We start from the raw sequence: 23868 nt of genomic DNA, 5'->3' as shown, positions 1-23868 counted from the left end.
GGTTTTATCAGTGCTCATGGTGACCATGCGGCCCATGTACATGACCATGCGAAAGTTCATCAGGAGTAGCAGCGCGCACATCCATTACGATACACTCAAATTGCAAAGCCATTCCAGCGAGCGGATGATTACCATCGACGACAACGATATCGTCGGTGACATCGGTAACCGTATAAATCATCACATCATCGGAATTCTCTTCCCCTCCTTCGAACTGCATTCCTACCTTAACAGTATCTGGAAAAGCATTGCGAGGTTCTATGCGAATCAATTCACTGTCATATTCTCCAAAAGTTTCTTCCGGCTCCAGTGCCAAGGAGAGATGATAGCCCGTTTCCTTTCCTTGTAGTGCCTCCTCTACAATCGGGAACATTCCCCCGTAACCACCGTGCAGATAACTTATCGGTGTAGTGGATTCTTCCACAATTTCACCGTCTAAATTAGACAATTTATAATATTGCAGCGATACCACGGTATCCTTTTCTATATGCATCTTTTTCTCACCTATATTATTGATTCTCATTGATAATAGAGTACACAAGCACAAAAAAGTTTTTAGTACACTCCCACGATTGGTCAAACTAAGTTGATCCACCTAGGACTGCAACGGTAATGGTTACAATCCCCAGTATAAGATTAATTCCAATTAATAGGCGAATTTGCCCTAATGCTATCCCTGCAGATGGCCATTCATCTCTGGCAATATGATAGTTGAGTTTCTTGAATGCCGAGAAAAATACATAAATAAAAATCAGCATCATCAGTAGGCCTAGCACAAACATGAGATGAATATACAGGCCTACGGCCATAAATCCTCCCATTTGCATTACCATATAAAGGCCACTAGCCAGAATGAGTCCTACCGATAAAAAAACCCATGGAAAAAACCGGCTAAAGACGCCTTGCCAAAGCTTCAATCGCATAGAAGGCTCAAGCAGCTGCGCAGCAGTCGGACGCAAAGCCATATAAGCAAAAAACATCCCCCCCACCCAAATGACCACACCCAGCAAATGCAAAAATAACGGTATTCTCATGCGAGTCCTTTTCTAGAAAAGAGTAATCAGAAATTGACAGGCCCCACCATCAACGCACGCACAGGAGCAAAGCTGCGGCGATGGATTTTGGATATGCCATGGTGCTGTAATGCTTCCATGTGAGCTTTTGTAGGATACCCCTTATGCTGATTTAGGCCATAAACCGGAAAATGTTTGTGTAATCGCAGCATTTCAGCATCACGCGCTGTCTTAGCCAATATCGAGGCCGCCGAAATTTCAGCAACTAGACTATCACCTTTAATGATCGCCCTGGTAGGGCAATTCAGTCGTGGCGATTGATTTCCATCGACCAAAACGATGGTGGGAATCAGCGATAATTTTTCAACAGCTCGTTGCATGGCGAGCAAACTGGCTTGCAGAATATTCAGACGATCGATTTCGGCAACAGAAGCAGAAGCAATCGCCCATGCTTTCGCACGACGCTTGATAAGACCGGCAAGGTAAGTACGTTTTCTCTCACTCAATTTTTTAGAATCAGCCAATCCTTCAATATTGCAATCTGGACCCAAAATGACACATGCAGCATAAACCGGCCCAGCAAGCGGCCCCCTGCCAGCTTCATCTACTCCACCAACCCAATCAGTTTCATGCATTGGCTTATCAACAAGCTATCTATCAGTGCAGAACAACAAAGAAATAAAAAACCTGCAAACAAGTGAAGCAGCTTCTATATATTTCTTGCTGTACACATTAATTCTGCCTCAGTCACAAGCTGATCATCTACCTCTGCCCGTGCTGAATATTTCCAGACACCTTTTATCTGCCTAGTAATCTCGACTTTCAACACAAGTTGGTCGCCAGCCATGACTGGTTTCTTAAAACGTACCCCATCAATCCCCACAAAATAATAAACCTGTTCATCATTTTTCGCAGCGTTCTCTGTTTTAAGAGTCAATAATGCAGCTGCCTGCGCCAAAGCTTCAACGATTAAAACACCTGGCATAACAGGATGATGCGGAAAATGTCCAATAAAATAAGGTTCATTGATCGACACATTTTTCAGTGCGATGATCCGTTCGCCTGGTTCATAAGATACTACTCGATCAACCAGGATGAAAGGATAGCGATGAGGCAAATACTTTAAAATTTCATAAATGTCCATGGCATTCATTCTTATCTCCCTTTTTTAGCCTGGATGGTAAAGAGTTATTTGTATAATAGGCCGCTTAATGCCGCCCTAGGATGCGTATTAATGGAAGAAATAGGTGTAGCCTATTTTCCGGTTACTTGCTCCTGCTCGGCAAGTGCCTTGATAACCTGATTCGTGATATCGATTCGCTGGCTGCGATAGATTGAATCCTGTAACTGCAAGATCAGATCATAGCGTTCATTTTCTGCTATGTTTTTAATGACTTTATTGACGCGTTCCAAAATAAAACTATATTCTTCGTTTTGACGCATAGTTAAATCTTCCCGCATCTGTTGCTGGGCACGTTGATATTGGCGGCTGATGTTCGCCAGCTCACGTTCCTTATTTCGTCTCTCTTCTATTGTGATGCTTTTATCATTCTTCTCTAAATATTCCTGCAATTCTTTGATCTCAGCAGCCATTTTCTTGATGCGCTCATCATAAACCAGAAATTCTTTTTCTATTTTTTTTTGCGCTACGACAGCTTGTGCTGATTCTCGCAAGATTTTCTCGGTATTCACCACACCAATCTTGATCTCTCTCGCAAAGATAGCGGAAAAGCTGCCTAAGAGAAAAACCAGCATAATTAGGCTGATCAACCACTGCAGCCTTAAAGGTTTTCCGTTCAATTGCCTCTCCTGATAAACCAATCTGGAGCTAGAATGTTTGCCCCAGCTGGAACTGGAATCTTTGTATATCATCGCCTTTATGGGCATTTAATGGTTGTGCGATACTAAATCTCAATGGACCCATCGGGGAAATCCATGTCACAGCCAGCCCGGTAGAATAGCGTAAAAAATTAAAGTCCAAATCGGACCAATTTGAAAAAACATTACCGCCATCCAGAAAAGCAGCAAGCCGTACAGTCTTTTGATCTTTCATAAAAGGGGCGGGGAACAATACTTCTACTTTACCGACAATACGCTTACTCCCCCCTACTACCGTTCCCCGTCTACCAGGTATGGGATTACCATTCGCGTCCAAAATAGGATCACGAGGACCCAGTGAATTGATATTGTAACCACGAACCGAATTAAAGCCGCCCGCAAAGAAATTTTTAAAGAACGGTAACGATTCACCCGAATAACCATCCCCTACACCAACCTCCCCATTGAGCATAATGGTAAATAGGCTCGAAACAGGAAAAAACCATTTTTGTTCATAGCTCACCTTGTAATACTTCAGCTCGGCAAAGGGCATACTATATTCCCCGAATAATCGATGTGTCGTTCCCGAAGTCGTCCATATCGCGCTATCACGGCGGTCACGAGCCCAACTAAGCGTGATGGGAAGACTAGTTGTGTTATCGCCATGCCCCTTTATTCCTTTTTCTGCGTTACCTTGTACAAAATCTTTATAACGCTGGGGGCTATCGGCTTTGAGATCAATTCCCGTACGTTCAGCACCTAAACCAAACGAAACAATATCGTTTTCTGCAATCGGGATACCAAAACGTAACGTTGCCCCGGAGGTATCTGTACTGAAAATTCCCACACTGGGTAAGGATCTTGTATTAATGTCTCGTCTGAAAACGTCGAACCCTAGACTAATTCCATTAATCGTCCAATAAGGATTGTTAAAAGAAGCTGAGAATACCTTGTTGACACTCCCGGTATTAACCGAGACGCTTAGAAAATTCCCAGTGCCGAAAATATTATTCTGAGAAACAGAGCCATTTAAAATAATACCTTCCAAATCCGAGTAACCTGCCCCGAACATGATTGCACCCGTCGGCTTCTCGGTCACACTGACATTGATATCAACCTGATCAGGCGCATCCGGCACTGGGGGAGTTTCTACATTAACGCTCTGAAAAAAATCTGTTCGGTCAACGCGTTGCCTGGAGAGGTTGATTTTACTGGTTGAATGCCACGCTCCCTCCATCTGACGAAACTCCCTGCGAATGACTTCGTCTCGGGTACGGTCATTGCCACTGATATTGATACGTCTGACATAAACCCGGCGTCCTGGATCGACATAGAAAGTAAAGGCAGTTTTCCTGCTTTCCTTATCTAACTCTGGTGAGGCGTTGACATTGGCGAATGCGTAACCCTCATCACCCAATCGGTCAGTAATGAGTTTGATGGATTCTGTTAATTTTTCCCGATTGAAAACACCCCCCGGTTCGAGTTTAATCAGTTTGCGTAATTCTTCTTCCGGTATCAAGAGATTTCCAGCAAGCTTGATATCTGAAACCGTGTATTGCGGCCCTTCCGTGATATTAATGGTAATGTAGATATCCTTCAAATCAGGCGTGATGGAAACCTGGGTAGAGTCGATATTAAACTCAAGATAACCACGGTCGAGATAGTAGGATCGCAACGTTTCCAGATCGGCAGATAATTTTTGTTTCGAATATTGATCATCTTTGGTGAACCAGGTCAAAAGCCCTGGTGTTCTCAGCACAAGCAGGCCTACCAAATCACTATCACTAAAAACTTCATTACCTACAATATTGATCTGACGGATTCTGGTCGTTTTACCTTCTTCAATATCAAAGTTAATCCCTACACGATTACGCTCCAATGGAGTCGTTGTCGTAGTAATCTTAACAGCGTATTTACCACGACTGATGTATTGGCGTTTTAACTCTTGCTCGGCTTTCTCCAACAAGGCGCGACTAAAGATACGTGATTCAGACAATCCTGCCTGTTTTAAGCCTTCTTTCAGCTTGTCTTTTTCAAATTCCTTGGCACCGTTGATATTGATCTGGGCAATAGCTGGACGCTCCTGGATTTGCACAATCAATAATCCATCTTGCGCTTTTAATTTTATATCCTGAAAAAAGCCAGTCGCATAAAGTGTTTTTATTGCGGCAGCGGCTTTAGTTTCGTCAAGAACATCACCTACTTTTATAGGTAAATAACTAAAAACTGTTCCCGCTTCAGTACGCTGTATCCCGTCAACACGAATATCCTTTACAACGAATGGTTCAATTGCTTCACAAACAAGTGAATAGAACAAGCAATAAAGTATGGCGAGACACTTGAATTTCATGCTTAACCAGAAATAAGCCGATAAATATCATTGTAAATAGCAAAAACCATGAGGGTAAACAACACCGCCATACCAATCTGTTGACCTATAGCCATGGCTTTTTCAGACAACGGAGTACCCTTGAAAATTTCGATCACATAATACATTAGGTGTCCCCCATCCAATACAGGAATAGGTAATAGATTCAATACCCCAAGGCTCACGCTGATCAAAGCAAGGAATCCAAGATAAGCAATCATCCCCATTTTTGCTGATTGCCCAGCATAATCTGCGATTGTGATAGGGCCGCTCATATTCTTCCACGAAACTTCACCCAGCACCATTTTTCCCAGCATTCGCAGGGTAAAGAAGGTCACTTCCCAGGTTTTGTCGAGCGCTTTCAGTAATGCTGTTCCAGCAGGATAACTTACATTAACCAGCAGCTTGGCTATTGCTTCCTGATCAATCTTAGGTGCAACTCCAATTTTTCCGATCTCTGCATTACCATCGACCGTCTTATCCGGTGTTATAGGAATATCCATCGTCTTGCCATCTCGCAAGATTTCCAAAGTAAGCGACTGTCCTGGCTTGGCGCGGATCTCTTTAACGAATTCTTCCCAATTCGACATATCTTTATTGTCTACTGCAAGAACCTCATCTCCGACATGCAATCCGGCACGATAACCAGCTCCACCTGTAATCACCTGACCGATAATAGGTGCCATGATCGGCTGATAATTTACCAAACCGATTTTTTCCAGGAAATTTGCATCCACATCACCAGTATCCACGCTACTTAAATCTAATTTCCGCCAGAAAATTTCTCCGCGATCATTAGCTGTTTCCACCGTTACCTCAGGATCATGGTCGATTGCATGGGTTAATAATATCCAACGAACATCCTGCCAAGTCGCAACAGGTTCATTTCCAATCTTTACAATGGTTTCTCCTTCCTTAAAAGCTGAAAAGGCGGCAGGTGTCGATGGCTTTACCGGACCCAGTAGAGGTTTCAGTCCACTCACTCCTGACATAAAAAGAAACCAATAGAGGAGAATTGCTAACAGAAAATTAGCGATCGGTCCTGCAGCCACAATTGCAAAACGCTTTGCGACAGATTGGCGGTTAAATGCACGCGGTAACTCTTGGGGTAAAACCTCTCCCTCATGCTCATCCAGCATTTTGACATATCCCCCCAAGGGAAGCGCTGCAATTACCCACTCGGTTTGATCTTTACCTAAGCGCTTTTTAAATAATGGCTGGCCAAAACCAATTGAGAAACGCAAAACCTTGACACCGCTCCAGCGTGCAACCAGATAGTGACCAAACTCATGAAAAGTAATTAATACACCAAGCGCAACAACAAAAGCGAAAATCGTAAAAAGTAGTGACATATCAATTAAATATGATGACAACAATAAGTTTCTAAATACTCAGGAGGGAAAAGCGTACTATACCTCGTCAATTACTCATCGTTTTTATTTTCTGACAAAAAATCACTCTAACCCTAAGTTTGGTATGCCAACCATTCTCGTGCAACTTCTCGTGCCATCGAATCGGCTGCCAGCACATCATCCAATGTAGCAATCTCTGTTCGACTGATCGTCTGCAAAGCCTGCTCGATCATGACTGGAATCGCAGTAAATGCCATTTGACCAGCAAGAAAAGACTCGACGGCAACTTCGTTGGCAGCATTGAGCACTGCTGGCATGTTGCCACCTGCAGACAATGCGTCATAGGCAAGTCTCAAACAAGGGAAACGTGCAAAATTGGGTGCTTCAAAATTTAATTGTGCGATTTCAAATATATCCAATGACTTTACACCGCTTTCCATTCGCTCAGGATAGCTTAGTGCATGTGCAATTGGAGTGCGCATATCAGGATTACCCAGTTGTGCCAGAACTGAACCGTCAATATACTCGACCATGGAATGAATGACGCTTTCTGGATGAATAACAACCTGAATTTTGTCTGACGCAGCATCGAATAACCAATGTGCCTCAATTACTTCCAGGCCTTTATTCATCATCGTAGCAGAATCCACCGAAATCTTCCTTCCCATGACCCAGTTAGGATGTGCACAGGCTTGCTCCGGTGTGACATGATCTAGATCTGACAAGGCTAACCGTCGAAAGGGTCCTCCTGATGCCGTTAGCAAGATACGGCGAACACCTGATGAAGTGAGGTCTCCATTAAAATGTCTCGGCAATGACTGGTAGATGGCATTATGCTCACTATCAATCGGCAACAGGATGGCGCGGCACTGTTTTACTATGTCCATAAATATACGACCTGCCATCACAAGCGTTTCTTTATTAGCCAATAAAACATTCTTACCCGAGTGTGCTGCAGCTATCGTCGGACGGATGCCCGCAGCACCAACAATTGCTGCCATGACAGTATCTACTTCAGGTAAGGAAGCTACCCTTTCCAGCGATTCAATTCCTGCCAATACCTGCGTATCAATACTTGCAGCTCTTAATTTTTTATCCAATTGTTCAGCGCTGATTGCATCTAGCATGACTGCATAGCGGGGGTGAAAACGCTGACATTGCGCAAAAATTTTGTTTACATTTTCATTAGCAGTGAGCGCAACAACGCGGAATCGGTCAGAATGACGCGCCACTACATCCAACGTATTTTCACCAATACTTCCCGTAGATCCAAGTATGGTCAGGTGACGAATTACTGTCATAGGTCTAATGAATAAAAATGAGAAATACCAATACGGCGATTGGCAAAGTTGAAGTGAGCGCGTCAATTCGATCGAGTATACCACCGTGACCAGGCAAAATATTGCCGCTGTCTTTAACACCAGCCTGCCGCTTCATCATCGACTCGAATAAATCACCTATAATCCCCAATCCAGCTAACACCAAGGATAATAAAATTAATCCGATTACCAAGATATTGTCCCCTTTTCCTATAAATTGCCCCCATACCAACGCATAACAAAAAACAACTACCAAGGCTCCAGCTACACCTTCCCAAGTTTTACCTGGACTAATGTCTGGGGCGAGTTTATGTTTACCAAACGAGCGACCAACAAAATAGGCGGCACTGTCTGATACCCAGATCACCCCCATGGATCCAAGCAGTAACCAGGGATCGATAGCTCGCAATTGATATAAAGCTAGGCAAGTTGGTAAGAGTATTAGCCAGCCCATTAACATTAATAAGCTTGTACTTTTAACCGGGCATGACCTCCTTAATAAAATTGGCACAATACCCCCCCAGAATATACAGGACATCACATAGATCCATATCATGCTAGTATTGTTCGGATTGCTTGCAACCGCTTCACTCATCATTAGCAGCAACTCCCCTCCTAACAATGTAGTCAAAATTAAATAGAGTATGGTTTGATTGGTTGTAAATCTGGCTAATCTGCACCATTCTCTGGATGCAACAATAGTCAGCCCTAGAAGCAACATTGTCCAAAATATCGCTGGCAAATAAAATAAAGCTGGTATAAAAAAAGCTATCAGAATAATAGCCGTAAGGATTCGCGTTTTAAGCATAAGCGGGTTACATCCCGCTGCAATAGAAAATAAAAAAACTAGAATTTTTTCTTGGCAGCAATTTTGGTCATTCCTTTTTCAACAGGCATATTTTGCAACTGCTCACTGATTCGACCGAACCGACGCTCTCGTTGTTGATAAGATTTTATCGCCAGATCAAGCGCATGCGCATCAAAGTCTGGCCAAAGTGTATCAGTAAAATATAATTCCGCGTAGGCTAATTGCCACAGCAAAAAATTACTGATACGACATTCCCCACCAGTCCGAATAAATAAATCTGGGTCAGGTGCATAATTCATCGCAAAATACTTGGCAAGATCCGCTTCTTCAAAATTTCCCATTAAATTTGGTGAATGGATCATCATTTTCTGGACAGCCTGCATGATATCCCAACGCCCCCCATAATTTGCTGCAACCGTAAATATCAAGCGAGTATTATTGGCAGTTAATTCTTCGCCCTGACGAATGAACGCTACAGTTCTAGCATCAAATTTGGATAGATCACCTATGACCTTGAAGCGGATGCCATTTTCATTCAGTTTGGCCACTTCATGCTCAAGTGTATTAACAAAAAGTTGCATCAGGAATGTGACCTCTTCCTCAGGCCTGCGCCAGTTCTCACTACTAAAAGCGAAGAGCGTGAGAAACTCCACCCCCTGTTCAATACACGCTTTAATGATACCCCTTACAGCTTCTACGCCTTGTCTGTGCCCAGTAACTCTCGGTAAAAAGCGCTTTTTTGCCCAGCGTCCATTACCATCCATAATGATGGCGATATGTCTGGGAATTATACTTTTTTCTGGAATTTCGTGAGTTGAGCTCAGGCTCTGTGGCATATACTTACACAGCCATCAATTCGGCTTCTTTGGCTTGTAATAATTTATCCACTTCAGCGATATAGCGATCAGTGAGCTTCTGGATCTCTTCCTGACCTCGCCGGTCATCATCCTCAGAGATTTGTTTTTCTTTGAGTAATTCTTTCATTTGAGCATTTGCATCTCGACGAATATTACGCATTGCTACTCGAGCAGCTTCAGCCTCATTCTTTACAACCTTGGTAAGTTCACGACGCCGCTCTTCAGTCAGCAGTGGCATGGGTACACGTATCATTTCACCCACCGTCATAGGATTCAACCCTAACTCAGATTCACGAATGGCTTTTTCAATAGCACTTAGCATTTTTTTATCCCAAGGCATCACGCCAATGGTACGCGCATCCGGTAAACTAATGTTAGCGACTTGATTAATAGGTGTCGGGGTTCCATAGTAATCAACCATAATATGGTCTAATAGACCAGTATGAGCACGACCGCTCCGAACCTTACCAAAATCAGTTTTAAGTGCTTCCAGACTCTTCTGCATTTTTTGCTCAGCAGATTTTTTTACATCAGCGATCATAAATTAATCGTCCTAATTTTAATCATTAATTACTCACCGAAGTTCCTTCATCTTCCCCCATAAGTATTCGCATAAGCGCACCAGATTTAAAGATACTAAAAACATTAATTGGTAGTTTCTGGTCGCGACAGAGTGTCAGGGCTGTAGCGTCCATGACTTGCAGGTTTTTAGTAATCGCCTCATCAAAGGATAAATGATGATAGCGCGTCGCATTGGAATTTATTTTCGGATCACTGGAATAAATACCATCTACCTTAGTTGCTTTAAGTACAATATCAGCATTTACCTCCATGCCACGCAAAGCAGCAGCAGTATCGGTGGTAAAAAAAGGATTACCCGTACCCGCAGCAAATATCACTACTTTTCCCTCTTCTAAATACCTTATTGCTTTATTGCGTATATAGGGTTCCACCACCTGATCAATTCGTAACGCAGATTGCACTCGTGATATTAAACTTTTCCTTCGCATCGCATCCTGCAAGGCCAGAGCATTCATTACGGTAGCCAACATGCCCATATAATCCGCAGTCACCCGATCCATCCCGTCACCGGCAGATTTCATGCCACGAAAGATATTCCCACCTCCTACAACTATTGCTATTTCAACACCAAGCTGGCATGCTCCTGCAATTTCAGTCACGATATGCTCTACCACATCGCGATTAATCCCATACTTATCATCGCCCATCAGGGCTTCACCAGAAAGTTTCAGCAGAATACGTTTATAAGCAGATGACATAAGCTGAAAGGAAGGAATTGCTACTATGCTTTATTCTCTTTTGATTGGCTAACTTGCGCCATAACTTCAGCAGCAAAATCGTCAGACCTCTTCTCTATTCCCTCGCCAACCACGAAAAGAGTAAAGCCATTAGCCGTGGCAGATTTACTAGCAAGCAATTTCTCGACTGTTTGCTCCGAATCCTTAACAAAAGGCTGACCTAGCAAGGTTACCTCAGCTAAATATTTCGCTATCCGTCCTTCCACCATTTTCTCGATAATATTGGCCGGCTTTCCACTCTCTGCAGCCTGTGCTGTAAAAATCTGACGTTCATGTTCCAGCAAGTCTGGTGATATTTGATCGCCAGAAACACATAGCGGCTTACTTGCTGCAATATGCATTGCCAAATCTTTACCTAGCGCTTCATCTCCGCCGGTGTAATCGATCATTACACCAATTTTTGATCCGTGCAGGTAAATCGCAAGATTGCCCTTTGCCGTGTAACAAACATTTCGTCTAATACTGATATTTTCTCCAAGCTTCATCACTAAAGCCTGGCGGGATGCCTCAACAGTTTCTCCATTAGGGAGCGTCATAGTAGAAAGCGCTCCTATCTCAGTCACATTTTTTGTTGCAATCAACTGCGCTAAACTTTTTGCAAAATTGACGAAATCGTCATTTTTTGCGACAAAATCAGTCTCACAGTTAATTTCCACTAATGCGCCATTTTTTCTATCTGCCGAAATAAAAGCCCCAATAACACCTTCAGCAGCGATACGTCCAGAGGCCTTACTTGCCTTGGCACCACTTTTGATTCGCAACAGATCTTCCGCTGCTTTCATATCACCGCTCGTTTCTGCCAAGGCTTTTTTACACTCCATCATACCCAAGCCTGTTCGCTCACGTAATTCTTTTACCATACTCGCGGTAATTTCCGCCATATTTACTCCAAGTACTAAAAACTTAATTATTGATTAATAAAGACAAAATAAAAGAGGAAGATAATGATTTTATTTATTTATCACTTTTTTTATTTTATAACAGAATCGAAAATGAACATCTGTTTCAAATTCTGTTTCTGCTCCAATCACTATCTTTCTACATTTCCAGCTAAATTCAATCAACTTTCAGCGCTAGAATTACTCATTTCGATAATTTCCTGGATAGATTGATTGCGCCCTTCCAAAATAGCATCAGCTGCTGCGCGCGCATAAAGACGTATAGCTTGGCCTGAATCATCATTACCTGGAATAACATACTGGACGCCAGTTGGGCTATGATTAGTATCGACAACACCCACAACAGGAATACCCAATTTGGTTGCCTCAGTGATTGTACCTTTCTGATATCCAACATCAATAACAAACATTGCATCAGGCAGCCCTTTCATCTCCTTGATGCCACCTAAGCTGTTATTGAGTTTATCGAGTTCACGCTGAAAATCGAGCGCCTCTTTTTTGACTAGCTTTTCAAGCAAACTATTCTGCACCATTGCCTCCATATCTTGGAGACGCTTGATCGATTGTTTGATTGTTTTAAAATTGGTCAACATCCCACCTAACCACCGCTGATTGACATAGGGAGAACCACAACGTGTTGCTTCCTCACGAATGATATCGCGTGCCTGGCGTTTTGTTCCAACAAACAAGATAGTGCCACCGTTTGCAGAAAGTCTGCGCAAATATTTCATCGCATCCTCAAACATTACCAAGGTTTTTTCAAGATTGATAATGTGAATCTTATTTCTCTGCCCAAAAATATACGGAGACATTTTGGGGTTCCAGAAGCGGGTCTGATGTCCAAAATGCACACCAGCCTCTAACATTTGACGCATATTTACTGACATAAAATTTCCTTTAGGGTTAAACCGCCACTCGTCTCCAGCTATTCTGCTTACTAAGCACCCTACAATGACGAGTGTGTGTATTTATTAACATTAACTATATTGATTGCAATCAGACTTCACTCTATATTTTTGAGAGCCTTGTCACGGAGGCGATTATAACACGCTCCAGCCTACTCTCAAGAAAAGCTGTTTAACCAAAAACATTGCTTGCGGGAAAAATAAATTCTGAATTACAAGGAATTACAAAACCACACCATCAATCTGGGAAACCACAAATTTTGCGACCCAAGCGATGAATATCGTTTAATCTGACATGCTTGTTATTAATCGTAATAATTCCTTCTTCTTGCAATCTGGACAATGAACGGCTAACCGTTTCAAGCTTGAGCCCCAGATAGCTGCCGATCTCTTCTCGCGTCATTCTAAGAACAAAATTTGTGGGTGAATATCCACGCTTGGCAAAACGTTCTGACAGATTAAGTAAAAAAGCAGCCAACCGTTCTTCAGCTTTTCTACCACCCATCAACATCATTATGGTGTGATCTTGAACGATTTCACGACTCATGATTTTATGAAAATGATGCATAAGCAAGGGAATACTACGGCTAATCTCTTCAAGTTTTGGAAAGGGAACTTCACAAACTTCGCTATCTTCTAAAGCAACGGTATCACAAGTGTGTTTTTCCGAGCTGATTGCATCTAGCCCCAATAACTCTCCCGTCATATAAAACCCAGTAACCTGCTGACGACCATCCGAGTCAAGTACGCAAGATTTAAAAAAACCATTGCGGACAGCATAAAGTGACTTGAAAGCTAATCCAGCATGAAACAAGTGCTCTCCACGTCGAATCCTGTACTTGTGATTAATCAAGTCACCCAGGAGCTCTGTTTCATCTTCATCAAGGCCCACTGGCAAACACAACTCTCGCAAACTACAAGTAGTACATTTCGATTCAACTGGGGATACAATGTAATTTCTGGCTCTTGCGTGATCAGACAAGACAAATTCCTGGTTAAATACGAATCGAGTCAACCTCAATTACTGCTTTAATCAATCAAAAAATGCCGCACAAGCAAACCATTCAGAAATCCTTATGCGGCATGGGAATAGCTCATAATGTGAGCAGGAATCTCTGTCACAGAAAAATAACAACTGGCAGCAATTTACTTAGTTGCGCTATTTTCCAGTACATACTTCGCCAGATCTTCTACGGAATCACCCATAAGATTAGGGAAAGCTGGCATGCCAAAACCTTTTCCATTTCTCACTCTGTCAATAATTGCATCCACATTTGCCGTTTCAGGACTCAGTGCCATTACTTTGCCATTTACAGGAGAATGGCATTTCGCACAAGCTTCCTTAAAAATAGTCTCAGGCGTTGCACCTGCCACTGGCATATATTTATCCCTCGAACAGCCACTCAATACGATTAGCGTACAACCTAATAACAATAAAGATAGTCTTTTCTTCATTCTTCTCTCCTATTAATCTCTTAGATAATTAAATATTTTATTATACTATTTATCATAGTAAGCACCCAACAACGCTTACCAACTTCGACAATTCAATTCTTCATGCCTAAAAATCAAACTATCTAAATCTCAAAAATGATTGAGGTATCAAATAGTACCTCAACTGTCCTGATCATGCTTAGCTTCCTGCTTATTATGCTATGGGCTAACTTGTTGCTCTGGTAATTTTGCGAGCGATTTCAAACCAAGATAAAGCGTTGCTGATGAAGCAGAACAGCGCCGATAGCTACAGTTATCATGATCAGGGCAACGATCAGACTCACTCCATCAATAGAGAACAGATCTCGCTCACCCGTCAGCACAGTTTTTCCTACCAGGAAATCTGCCACGCTGAGTAAAACAGCAATAGAATGAAGACGAACACCATTCTTTGTAAAGAATCGATATGAAGCCAGCGAATAAAAAGCTGGCAGACAAAAACAAGCCTTATAGTGCGCAATGATAAATAACTTTCATTTCAGACTATTCCCCTACATGCGCAAATGAATGGCATGAAAACAATAAGTAGCAAATTCATTAGAAGGCCACTTTCTTTTTGGGTAATGAAGTAAAAGAAATCACTTCATTCGGATTAGCATTAGCAAATCATCCTTGTCTCAATTTATTTTGGAATGAATATTGATACCTCTGACTGGTATACGCCAAACTAGAACTGTTAATATGATCGCTAGTAAAATTAGCATCAATTTAAGCCAATATGATGACACGATCAGGATAGAACTACCAAATGACAAAGCCATTATAAGATACACCCAACGTTTGGTCTGCCGTGATATGCTCCGATACTTCCACCACTCGTAAATGAGGGGACCTGTAATTCGATTATTGAGTAAAAAATCGTGAAAACGCTCTGAGCTGCGTGCAAAACACGCCGCTGCCAGCAAGATAAACGGTGTAGTTGGAAGGACAGGCAAGAAAATACCCAATATACCCATCAGTAATGCTAGGATACCGACCCCAAAATAAAGCCAACGCATAAAAAGAGAATGATGCAGGCGCAGGATATGCGCCCCATCTCTGTTCTGATTTGCTTGTTCGTTTAATTGCATTTGTATGAATAAATTGGATTACAAAATTTCAAAAACAGAATGCCATTAATAAGGCACAATATGAACTGAAATAAATTATTGTACACCCTCATATACGAAACTGCATGGATCGCAATCACGGATAAGTCATAGCAAGTATAATACTCGTTGCTGTTTGATAAAAGGCAATACATTTTTTGATTTTTCTTTTGAGGTCTTCATGTTTAGAACAAAAATTTCATTGAGTTTGAGCTTTTTTCTGTTAAGTTTAATACTGTTGCCGCTGAGCGCTGTTGCCTACAAAGAACACGCCTCAGAGCCGCATACCGCCACGTCCGAAGTCACTGAATTGCAAAAAATCGATGTCAAAGCAGGTGCGGGAGATGAAGCTGTGGTAGGTAAAACGGTGCGCGTTCACTACACAGGGTGGCTTTATGATGCTGCGACTCCTGATAAAAAAGGAAAAAAATTCGATAGTTCACACGACCGAAAGGAGCCCTTTGCATTCTTGCTCGGTTCAGGACGTGTCATCAAAGGCTGGGATCAAGGGGTACTAGGGATGAAAGTTGGCGGACAGCGCACATTGATCATCCCACCCAATTTGGCTTATGGCGCGCATGGCGCTGGCAATGTGATTCCACCGAATGCGGCACTGATTTTCGATGTTGAATTGATTGGCTTGCAATAACAGTCAATCCAGCCAGGTAACGCAGGCAAGGTAATCACCTGCACCCAGTAACAGCGCTTTAACTTGCGTTACCCGCTTCCTGCAGGTTCGTGTTTGGGAGTACGATTGCATGGAAAATTTTTCAACCTCTCCAGTAGCAGCACGTCGCTTCGTGACGCGCAAGCGCCTCGTTATCAGCTTCGGCGCTGTCATACTGGGCATCACTCTGTTTGGATTGCTTGGCTATTATTGGTTGCCCAGTTATGCAAAAGCCAAGATTGAAACAATCTTGTCCGAGAAGCTGAATCGGTCAGTTACCATTCAATCCATCGACATTCAGCCCTATACGCTAGAATTTACCGTACTGGGCTTCCAGGTAGCAGAAAAAACCAGTATTGGCAACATTCTGTTTACTTTCGATCGTTTGTATGTTGATTTGAACATCGAATCGATCAGGCACCTTGCACCCGTTATTAGCACGGTGACTTTAACAGCGCCCAGACTACACCTCGTCCGTGAGGACAAGCATCGTTTCAATATTTCCGATCTGATCGAGCAATTCAAACCACAGCCCGGCAACTCAGCAGATGATGCACAAGGCAAATCGCACTTTTCCATCAGCAACATCAGCATTTATGGAGGAGCCGTAGTGTTCGAGGATCGGCTCAAAAAAAGCCAGCAGAATATTGACGAAATCAAACTGGGCATCCCATTTATCACTAACTTTAAAAGCGCACAAACCAATCTGGTTGAACCACATCTCAGTGCCAGGATCAATGGCGCTCCATTTGCACTCGAAGGCAAGTTGCGTCCGTTTACTAACAAGCGTGAAGCAACGCTCTCGCTTAAGTTTAATGATATTGATCTGACTGATATCGATGAATATTCACCCATTCCGGTCGGTTTCCGCCTGCTTTCTGGAAACCTTGACAGCGATTTATCATTAGCCTTTACGCAAGTAGTGGACAAAGCACCCACCATTAGCCTATCCGGTCGCGCTGCACTCAAGGAATTGACTATTGACAACGAAGCGGTTCAAGCACCGTATCAGGTAGCGTTGAAACGGCTCGATGTGACATTGCGGGAAACAGTGTTGACCGAGCCTCAACCCGTGCAAACAACGATATCGCTGGTAGACGCAAAACTCACGCGTCACGGTGAAACGGAACCTGTGATGCAACTGCCGAAACTGAATATCGATACAATCAAGATTGATCGTGCGCAACGGCATATTGAGCTAGGTGCGGTTATACTGAATGAGGCAAAGACATTGATACGCCGGCAAGCTGATGGTCAACTTGACCTAGCTCAACTATTTATATTCGTATCACCGTCCGAAAATACTGCTCCCGAAGCTACATTGTCATCAGCGCCCCGATCAATCCAAACTTCCGAATTCGTCATTCCTATTCCGGATAAAAAACCTGCCAATAGAACCGATGCATCCAGTGAATCAGAAAAAGTTGTTGCGCTTTCAACAAAAACGACTGTTCCCATTCCTAATCACAAGCCTGCTTATCCAACAAAAACTGGCATTGCAGAAACTAACATCGATCAAGGCAAGGTGATGACAGAATCGGCTACCACCCTTACGAACACAGAAACCAGCAAAGCTTGGACAACCCAAATCAGTCAAGTAAAACTGAACGCTGCATCGGTACGTTTCGAAGATCATACCCTGGCAAAAATAGTGCCAATGAATATTGATTCATTGAATTTGGTTATTAATAACATTGACCTGAGCGGCATCAAACCACTGGATCTGGTGTTGCAAGCAACAATTAATCATCGTGGCAGCATTGATACCAGAGGTACTCTTGCATGGGCTCCTCTGACAACTAATCTTGCCTTTGATTTCAAAGATGTTGATCTTGTACCTTTGCAGGGTTGGGCAAGTGACCGATTCAATACGCTTCTTAGTCAGGGCGATTTCTCTTTCCAGGGGGATATCAAGGCAAGTGGAGAACCACTCAAAATAGCCCTGAACGGTAAAGGACAGCTGACTAACTTCAATATACTTGATAAAAACAAGGCATCCAGGCTGCTTCGCTGGAAAAATATCGATCTGACGGGCATTCAGTTTATTAGCGAACCACTGCGAGTGGACATTGCATCTGTTGATCTCACTGATTTTTATGCGCGTGTAACCTTATTACCAAATAAGCAACTTAATCTTCACAGTCTTGCCCGTCAAGAAGATCCCACTCCCATTCCTGCCTCCATTTCGACAGGATCAGTCAGTCAGACAGTTCCTGTTGTGCCTGCCGACAATGTACCCTTACCCGTTTATATCGATAAAATCGTTTTACGAAACGGTGATATCAATTTTACGGATCAATTCATTAAACCTAATTACCGCGCTAATTTGACTAGACTCAAAGGGCAAATTGGGCCACTTCATCCAGGTAAATCCGGAAAAATAGATATTCAGGGCTTGCTTGATCGATCTGCACCGCTGCATATCTCAGGCATGATTGACCCATTCAGTGGACAGCTCTCTCTCGATATCGTGTCAACCGTAACGGGGATCGATTTGCCAACGTTTAGCCCTTATTCTGGCAGATACATTGGTTATGTCATTGAGAAAGGTAAACTCTCGCTTGATGTCAATTATCATATTGAAAAAGGTGAATTGAAAGCGAAAAACAAAATCTTTTTGGATCAACTTGTTCTCGGTGACAAAACAGATAGCCCCGAGGCTGTGTCACTGCCGCTCCATCTTGCCATATCGCTTCTCAAGAATAGACATGGCGAAATAGACATTCGCCTGCCACTCAAGGGATCAATCAACGATCCCGAGTTCAGTTTGACAGGCATTATCTGGACAGCATTTGTAAATTTGATTACCAAAGCTGTCACTGCCCCATTTACTCTACTGGGTTCTTTGTTCAATGATGGAGAAGAGTTATCAGAAATCAATTTCCCATCAGGGTATGCCACACTTCAATCCGAAGCAGAAAAACGCCTCCAGACACTCTCAACCGCCTTGCTGGATCGTCCTGCGCTCAAGCTTGAAATAACCGGCTTTGCAGATCCAATCAACGACCAGGAAGAGCTCAAACGAGCATTACTCGATCGAAGAATCAAAGCGCAAAAGCTTTCAGCAAGTGTAAAAGAAGGGCAGACTATTGGCTCGCTGGAGGAAATCGAGCTGAATGAAAAAGAATACACTCAGTATCTCACTCGCGTTTACAAGGAAACTGATTTTAAGAAACCCAAAAATATTATCGGATTGACCAAAAGCTTACCAGTAGGAGAAATGGAACAACTGATCCTCGCTAACACAACGATCAGCGATGATGAACTGCATGAACTTGCAGAACAAAGAGCGAGCACCATCCTCTATTGGCTGATTGAGCAAGGAGGTATTCCAAGCGAACGCGTATTTGTGCTGGGAACAAAGGTAGAGTCTACGAACGATGATCAGAAACAGAACAATCGAGTAGAATTTTCCATTAAGTAACGACCCCTAACTGTTTCTACTGTCAGTATGTTCAACCAGAAACAGCACATCATATCTTTTTTCTTTTGAAATTATGTCCACCTTCGCTAACACACTAATTCTTTGGCAGATACAGCATGGCAGGCACGACCTTCCATGGCAGGGAACGAATGATCCCTACGCCATTTGGGTGGCAGAAATCATGTTGCAACAAACACAAGTGATGACGGTAATTCCTTATTACCAGCGTTTTATGGAAGCTTTCCCAGATATCGAATACCTTGCCAAAGCATCGGTTGATGATGCGCTCGCTTTATGGAGCGGCCTCGGTTATTACTCGCGTGGCCGTAATTTACATAAAGCGGCTTGCCTGATGGCAGAACATTATCAAAGCAGGTTTCCTCGACATGCTGCAGAAATTCAGCAACTTCCAGGGATAGGACGTTCTACAGCTGCTGCCATCGCTGCCTTCGCTTATGGTGAACGCTGCGCGATACTGGATGGGAATGTCAAACGGGTATTTGCACGTTACTTTGGCATCATCGGTTATCCGGGCGAGAAAAAAACAGAAGCGCTATTGTGGCAGAAAGCAGAAGAGCTCCTTCCACAAGCAGGTGTCAAACAGCAAATGGCTGCTTATACCCAGGCACTGATGGATCTGGGCGCCACCGTTTGCACCCGTCATCAGCCCAAATGTCTAAGTTGCCCATTACAACCAAACTGTGTTGCTTTCGCGGAAAATCGGGTAGCCAGCTTGCCTACTCCCAGGCCCAGAAAACCATTACCCAGCAAGGAAACTACTTTTTTGATAATGATCGATCAGGACAAGATTTTGCTTGAGAAACGACCAAGCCCTGGCATCTGGGGTGGTTTATGGTGTTTACCAGAAAGGCAGGTCGATAACAACAATCAAACTTACCGCACGCAGTCTATGGAAATTGATGCATTACCGCTCACTGACTTACCTCCACTTGATCACACCTTCACTCACTTTAAACTGCGCATTCATACCCAATTACTACAAGTGATCAATCGATCTCATAAAAAAACAGATAATGAAATTTGGCTAACCATCGATAACGCATTGCAATTAGCTCTTCCAGCGCCTGTCAGAAAAATTTTATTAAAAACTGACTTCCAACAACAGCTTCCTGCCCATTAGAATATCACCTTATGAATGACTGGCGAGAGTGGCGAAAACAACAACGCGCACGTTTGATCACGTGCCGAAAACAAATTCCAGATGCAAAGCGTGCCATCTGGAGCGAAGCGATTACTGCTTCGCTCATACAAGGTTTTCCCATCTTGCAACAACGCTGTGTAGGATTTTATTCACCCTACCTAGGCGAATACGATCCAGCACCAGTAATGGCATATTTATCTACGTGTAGTGCGACGTTAGCGCTACCCGAAGTGATTGGTCCGCATCAACCATTAAGATTCCGCAAATGGTGGCCGCAAGCCCCGATGAGAAAAGATGCTTACGGCATCGCTATCCCCCATGATACCGAACAAGTAATCGTCAACGCCGCAGTTATTCCCATGATAGGCTTTGATAGTCAAGGTTACCGATTAGGTTACGGTAGTGGATTTTTTGATCGGACCCTGTCTGCGATCCACCCTCGGCCGCTAACCATCGGCACCGCATTTGAACAGCTCCATCTGCCGACCATTTATCCCCATGAACACGATATCGCGATGGATTATGTTATCACTGAAAAAACAATCTATTGCCTGATTGACCATAAACTCCAGCCAATCTCCCAGGAAATGTGCGCAATGAGGAATGCGTTGAAATAGCGGCCGGTCTGGTGAAGTCCTTTTTACCAGAACAGCACCAATTCACTAACTTTCTTCACCCCAGCGTGGCATTAACGTATGCGCGACACCAAGATGATCAAGGATACGTGCTACTACAAAATCAACGATATCCTGTATGCTCTGGGGATGATGATAAAACCCGGGATTAGCCGGTAGGATAATGGCACCACAACGTGCCAACCTTAGCATATTTTCGAGATGAATCGTAGAAAAGGGCATTTCACGCGGCACCAAAATAAGTTTACGCTTCTCCTTGAGCATGACATCTGCCGCACGTTCGATTAACTTCTGATTCAAACCTGAAGCAATAGCTGACAAGGTGCCCATCGTACAAGGGCAAATCACCATTGCGTCAGCTGGATTGGAACCAGAGGCAACGGGTGCAAACCACTCCTCTCGCCCAAATACCTTCAGCAATCCTTTTTCTGCATTGAAATAGTCATTGAAAAATGCTTCCGCTTCTTGCGCGCGCGAAGGGAGTGTCAATTTCATCTCCTGCTGGGCAACGATCTGTGCCACTTGTGAATACAGCAAATAAACATGCACGCCTTGAGCTAATAATATTTCTAGCAGACGAATGCCATAAGGCATGCCGGATGCTCCTGTAAAGGCAAGGGTAATCGTTTGCGCAACACTCATCTCAAGAAAAGAATCTCAAATATTAATCTGAGGCATTATCCGTCATTTCCTGCTCATGCCGCTTGATAAACTCCTGGGTGCTATCAATTCCGCGCAACTGCAAAATATAATTCCGGACTGCAGCTTCGACCAATACCGCCAGATTTCGCCCGGCAGCAACGGGAATAATCACTTTGCGTATGTTTACATTCAAAATACTCTCATTAAGGTTGCTTAGAGGAAGTCGTTCAAATGAACTGATATCTGAACCGCTGGATTTTTCCAAATGAACGATCAATTTCATGTTCTTGCGCCGACGAACTGCAGTTTCTCCAAAAATAGTCCGAATATTCAGCATGCCGAGTCCACGCACTTCCAGATAATCTCGTAATATTGGCGGACAAGAACCCTCCAGCGTTTCTGGCCCTATACGGCGTAATTCGACGACATCATCTGCCACCAGTCCATGACCGCGACTGATCAGCTCTAATGCCAATTCGCTTTTACCCACTCCACTATCGCCCGTTATCAACACACCCATTCCCAGAACATCTAACAAAACACCATGTTTGCTGATACTCGGTGCCAACACTTTAGACAGAAAGGAACGCAATACCCAAATTACATCCAAACTCGAACAGGTTGAACAAAGTATTGGTGTTTGTGTGCTCGCGGCGAATGATCTCAATGCATCAGAAACTAAAGAACCATCAGCCACAATCATGCACGTTAGGTCACTTTGAGCTAATTGCTGGAATTTTCTCTGCAATGAAGAAGGATCAAGTTGATTGAGATAATCAACAGCAAAACTACTCAGCACTTGTATCCAGTTAGGATGAATAAAATTAAGGTGACCAATCAGTCCTTGTGCAGATTTAGCAATAACATCATTATCAAGCTGCTTGCCGCCATAACCCTGCTCACAATCCCAGGTCAGGCATAATTTAGCCTTATTGTCCTCAAATAGCTGACTAACGCTAATTTGAGACATGATCAGGTGTCCAGCCAGTAATGAGTTGATGAATCTCCTTTGCATTCTTACTCTGAAGCAATTTTTCACGAAAATTTTTATTACTAAGCATTTGAGCCAGCTCGCTTAAAATTTCCAGATGTTTGTCAGTTGCCTTTTCAGGCACTAACAGGATACAGGCAATATTGACTGGCAAACCGTCTGGTGCATCAAAGGGTATGGCTTCTTTCATTCTGACTAAAGCTACAGCAGCTTCACGAAGTCCCTTGATTCTACCATGTGGAATCGCCACACCTTGACCCAAGCCAGTAGAGCCAAGCCTTTCCCGCGCGAACAAGCTATCAAAGACCTGACTACGTGCAATGTGTATCGTATTCTCAAACAATAATCCGGCCTGTTCAAAGACACGCTTTTTACTAGCGACATCCAGATCAACGATCACGTTTGATTCAGGTAAAAATTGTGAAATAAGATTCATAAAAAAATGAAATTACTCTCGATAAACACAAATAGTGAATTCCACCTGAAATTATCTTTTACATCGGAGTAGAAATTGTAGTTAGGCGGGATTTTATAACTGGGTAGAAAAATTAGCTTGTATTGCCAACATATCTGCGATCATCTCGACATGTCATAATTTCTATTCCCTTAACCTTTCCTATCCTAGGTCAACCTAGGTCAACCTAGGACTTGTGATAAAGCAGGATAATTTCTGGCACTACAACTTTCTATTAAGTTAACTTGATAGTTACTCAGGATGGTCAAATTCCTGATTTTTTAGCGCCTCATGATTACGACGCTCCATGTTTTTTTCCTTATATTTAAGAATCTGCCGGTCAAGCTTGTCCACTAAACTATCAATCGAAGCATACATATCAGAATTCTCTACCTCGACAAAAATATCTTTGCCGCGGAGATGAACATTGGCTTCAGCTTTTTGTTGATGTTTTTCTACCGACAAAATGACATTCACGTCAATCACATGATCAAAATGCCGGCTAATCTTGTCCATTTTAGAATTCACATAATCGCGTAGGGCAGGCGTTATTTCTACGTGGTTTCCGGTAAGAATCAGATTCATTATGTCTCCTTTTTATGTAATATCTAAACGCCAAGCATTGAATATCTTTTTTGTAAGACTTCAAGGCT

At 43.0% G+C, this 23868-nt stretch carries 26 protein-coding genes; 4 read left to right on the top strand and 22 right to left on the bottom strand.

Annotated features, from left to right (window positions below; translation table 11 throughout):
• Nucleotides 1-7: 7 nt before the first annotated feature.
• The 18 genes from BLV54_RS05415 to BLV54_RS05335 all read right to left on the bottom strand — a co-directional run bounded on the left by BLV54_RS05415 (nucleotide 8) and on the right by BLV54_RS05335 (nucleotide 15222).
• Nucleotides 8-493 carry an FKBP-type peptidyl-prolyl cis-trans isomerase gene (locus tag BLV54_RS05415; protein ID WP_090568882.1) on the bottom strand — a complete coding sequence of 162 codons (486 nt, stop codon included), beginning with the start codon at nucleotides 491-493 and terminating at the stop codon, nucleotides 8-10.
• Between the two features lie 88 nt (nucleotides 494-581).
• Entirely contained in the window at nucleotides 582-1034 is a 453-nt protein-coding gene (locus BLV54_RS05410; protein ID WP_090568879.1) for a CopD family protein, read from the bottom strand.
• 26 nt (nucleotides 1035-1060) lie between these two features.
• Nucleotides 1061-1648: a ribonuclease HII gene (gene rnhB, locus BLV54_RS05405; RefSeq protein ID WP_090568876.1), complete on the bottom strand. Its 588-nt coding sequence runs from the start codon at nucleotides 1646-1648 to the stop codon at nucleotides 1061-1063.
• 74 nt (nucleotides 1649-1722) lie between these two features.
• A complete protein-coding gene (gene fabZ, locus BLV54_RS05400) occupies nucleotides 1723-2166 on the bottom strand; it encodes a 3-hydroxyacyl-ACP dehydratase FabZ (protein WP_090568874.1) in 444 nt (147 codons plus the stop codon).
• Between the two features lie 101 nt (nucleotides 2167-2267).
• Nucleotides 2268-2813 (bottom strand): OmpH/Skp family outer membrane protein, encoded by a 546-nt coding sequence (locus BLV54_RS05395; RefSeq protein ID WP_256329159.1) that lies wholly within the window; start codon nucleotides 2811-2813, stop codon nucleotides 2268-2270.
• 28 nt (nucleotides 2814-2841) lie between these two features.
• Entirely contained in the window at nucleotides 2842-5181 is a 2340-nt protein-coding gene (gene bamA, locus BLV54_RS05390; RefSeq protein ID WP_090568870.1) for an outer membrane protein assembly factor BamA, read from the bottom strand.
• Between the two features lie 2 nt (nucleotides 5182-5183).
• On the bottom strand, nucleotides 5184-6551 hold the full coding sequence (gene rseP, locus BLV54_RS05385) for an RIP metalloprotease RseP (RefSeq protein WP_090568867.1): 1368 nt from the start codon (nucleotides 6549-6551) through the stop codon (nucleotides 5184-5186).
• A 113-nt stretch (nucleotides 6552-6664) separates the two neighbouring features.
• A complete protein-coding gene (gene ispC, locus BLV54_RS05380; protein ID WP_090568864.1) occupies nucleotides 6665-7852 on the bottom strand; it encodes a 1-deoxy-D-xylulose-5-phosphate reductoisomerase in 1188 nt (395 codons plus the stop codon).
• A gap of 4 nt (nucleotides 7853-7856) precedes the next feature.
• Nucleotides 7857-8678, bottom strand: a complete 822-nt coding sequence (locus tag BLV54_RS05375; protein WP_090568861.1) for a phosphatidate cytidylyltransferase — start codon at nucleotides 8676-8678, stop codon at nucleotides 7857-7859.
• Between the two features lie 38 nt (nucleotides 8679-8716).
• Nucleotides 8717-9514 carry an isoprenyl transferase gene (locus BLV54_RS05370; RefSeq protein WP_090568858.1) on the bottom strand — a complete coding sequence of 266 codons (798 nt, stop codon included), beginning with the start codon at nucleotides 9512-9514 and terminating at the stop codon, nucleotides 8717-8719.
• A gap of 4 nt (nucleotides 9515-9518) precedes the next feature.
• On the bottom strand, nucleotides 9519-10076 hold the full coding sequence (gene frr, locus BLV54_RS05365) for a ribosome recycling factor (RefSeq protein ID WP_090568855.1): 558 nt from the start codon (nucleotides 10074-10076) through the stop codon (nucleotides 9519-9521).
• A gap of 25 nt (nucleotides 10077-10101) precedes the next feature.
• On the bottom strand, nucleotides 10102-10815 hold the full coding sequence (gene pyrH / locus BLV54_RS05360; protein WP_090568852.1) for a UMP kinase: 714 nt from the start codon (nucleotides 10813-10815) through the stop codon (nucleotides 10102-10104).
• 23 nt (nucleotides 10816-10838) lie between these two features.
• Nucleotides 10839-11735, bottom strand: a complete 897-nt coding sequence (gene tsf, locus BLV54_RS05355) for a translation elongation factor Ts (RefSeq protein ID WP_090568849.1) — start codon at nucleotides 11733-11735, stop codon at nucleotides 10839-10841.
• Between the two features lie 179 nt (nucleotides 11736-11914).
• Nucleotides 11915-12640 carry a 30S ribosomal protein S2 gene (gene rpsB / locus BLV54_RS05350; protein ID WP_090568846.1) on the bottom strand — a complete coding sequence of 242 codons (726 nt, stop codon included), beginning with the start codon at nucleotides 12638-12640 and terminating at the stop codon, nucleotides 11915-11917.
• A gap of 256 nt (nucleotides 12641-12896) precedes the next feature.
• Entirely contained in the window at nucleotides 12897-13640 is a 744-nt protein-coding gene (gene fnr / locus BLV54_RS05345) for a fumarate/nitrate reduction transcriptional regulator Fnr (protein ID WP_090568843.1), read from the bottom strand.
• Nucleotides 13641-13804: 164 nt separating this feature from the next.
• Nucleotides 13805-14113: a c-type cytochrome gene (locus BLV54_RS05340; protein ID WP_090568840.1), complete on the bottom strand. Its 309-nt coding sequence runs from the start codon at nucleotides 14111-14113 to the stop codon at nucleotides 13805-13807.
• A gap of 239 nt (nucleotides 14114-14352) precedes the next feature.
• Nucleotides 14353-14502, bottom strand: coding sequence for a hypothetical protein (locus BLV54_RS15975; RefSeq protein WP_176969684.1), 150 nt, complete (start codon nucleotides 14500-14502; stop codon nucleotides 14353-14355).
• Between the two features lie 267 nt (nucleotides 14503-14769).
• Entirely contained in the window at nucleotides 14770-15222 is a 453-nt protein-coding gene (locus BLV54_RS05335) for a YbaN family protein (RefSeq protein WP_090568837.1), read from the bottom strand.
• Nucleotides 15223-15421: 199 nt separating this feature from the next.
• On the opposite strand from BLV54_RS05335, the gene BLV54_RS05330 reads away from it, so the two are divergent.
• The 4 genes from BLV54_RS05330 (at nucleotide 15422) to BLV54_RS05315 (ending at nucleotide 21110) form a co-directional block, all read left to right on the top strand.
• Complete coding sequence (locus BLV54_RS05330) at nucleotides 15422-15889, top strand: FKBP-type peptidyl-prolyl cis-trans isomerase (RefSeq protein WP_090568835.1); 468 nt, start codon at nucleotides 15422-15424, stop codon at nucleotides 15887-15889.
• Between the two features lie 109 nt (nucleotides 15890-15998).
• Entirely contained in the window at nucleotides 15999-19331 is a 3333-nt protein-coding gene (locus BLV54_RS05325; protein ID WP_090568832.1) for a DUF748 domain-containing protein, read from the top strand.
• Nucleotides 19332-19404: 73 nt separating this feature from the next.
• Entirely contained in the window at nucleotides 19405-20472 is a 1068-nt protein-coding gene (mutY, locus tag BLV54_RS05320; protein ID WP_090568829.1) for an A/G-specific adenine glycosylase, read from the top strand.
• 11 nt (nucleotides 20473-20483) lie between these two features.
• A complete protein-coding gene (locus tag BLV54_RS05315; RefSeq protein ID WP_090568826.1) occupies nucleotides 20484-21110 on the top strand; it encodes a 5-formyltetrahydrofolate cyclo-ligase in 627 nt (208 codons plus the stop codon).
• Nucleotides 21111-21155: 45 nt separating this feature from the next.
• On the opposite strand, the gene BLV54_RS05310 is transcribed toward BLV54_RS05315, so the two are convergent.
• The 4 genes from BLV54_RS05310 to hpf all read right to left on the bottom strand — a co-directional run bounded on the left by BLV54_RS05310 (nucleotide 21156) and on the right by hpf (nucleotide 23800).
• Entirely contained in the window at nucleotides 21156-21770 is a 615-nt protein-coding gene (locus BLV54_RS05310; protein WP_090568822.1) for a flavin prenyltransferase UbiX, read from the bottom strand.
• 22 nt (nucleotides 21771-21792) lie between these two features.
• Complete coding sequence (hprK, locus tag BLV54_RS05305) at nucleotides 21793-22740, bottom strand: HPr(Ser) kinase/phosphatase (protein ID WP_090568818.1); 948 nt, start codon at nucleotides 22738-22740, stop codon at nucleotides 21793-21795.
• Entirely contained in the window at nucleotides 22727-23197 is a 471-nt protein-coding gene (locus BLV54_RS05300; RefSeq protein ID WP_090568815.1) for a PTS sugar transporter subunit IIA, read from the bottom strand. The genes hprK and BLV54_RS05300 overlap by 14 nt, the downstream gene beginning before the upstream one ends.
• A 270-nt stretch (nucleotides 23198-23467) precedes the next feature.
• Nucleotides 23468-23800: a ribosome hibernation-promoting factor, HPF/YfiA family gene (gene hpf / locus BLV54_RS05295; protein ID WP_090568812.1), complete on the bottom strand. Its 333-nt coding sequence runs from the start codon at nucleotides 23798-23800 to the stop codon at nucleotides 23468-23470.
• Nucleotides 23801-23868 lie beyond the last annotated feature (68 nt).

The sequence above is a fragment of the Nitrosomonas sp. Nm33 genome (genome assembly GCF_900107265.1).
GTDB lineage: Bacteria > Pseudomonadota > Gammaproteobacteria > Burkholderiales > Nitrosomonadaceae > Nitrosomonas.
This window is presented reverse-complemented; position numbering and strand designations above follow the sequence as displayed.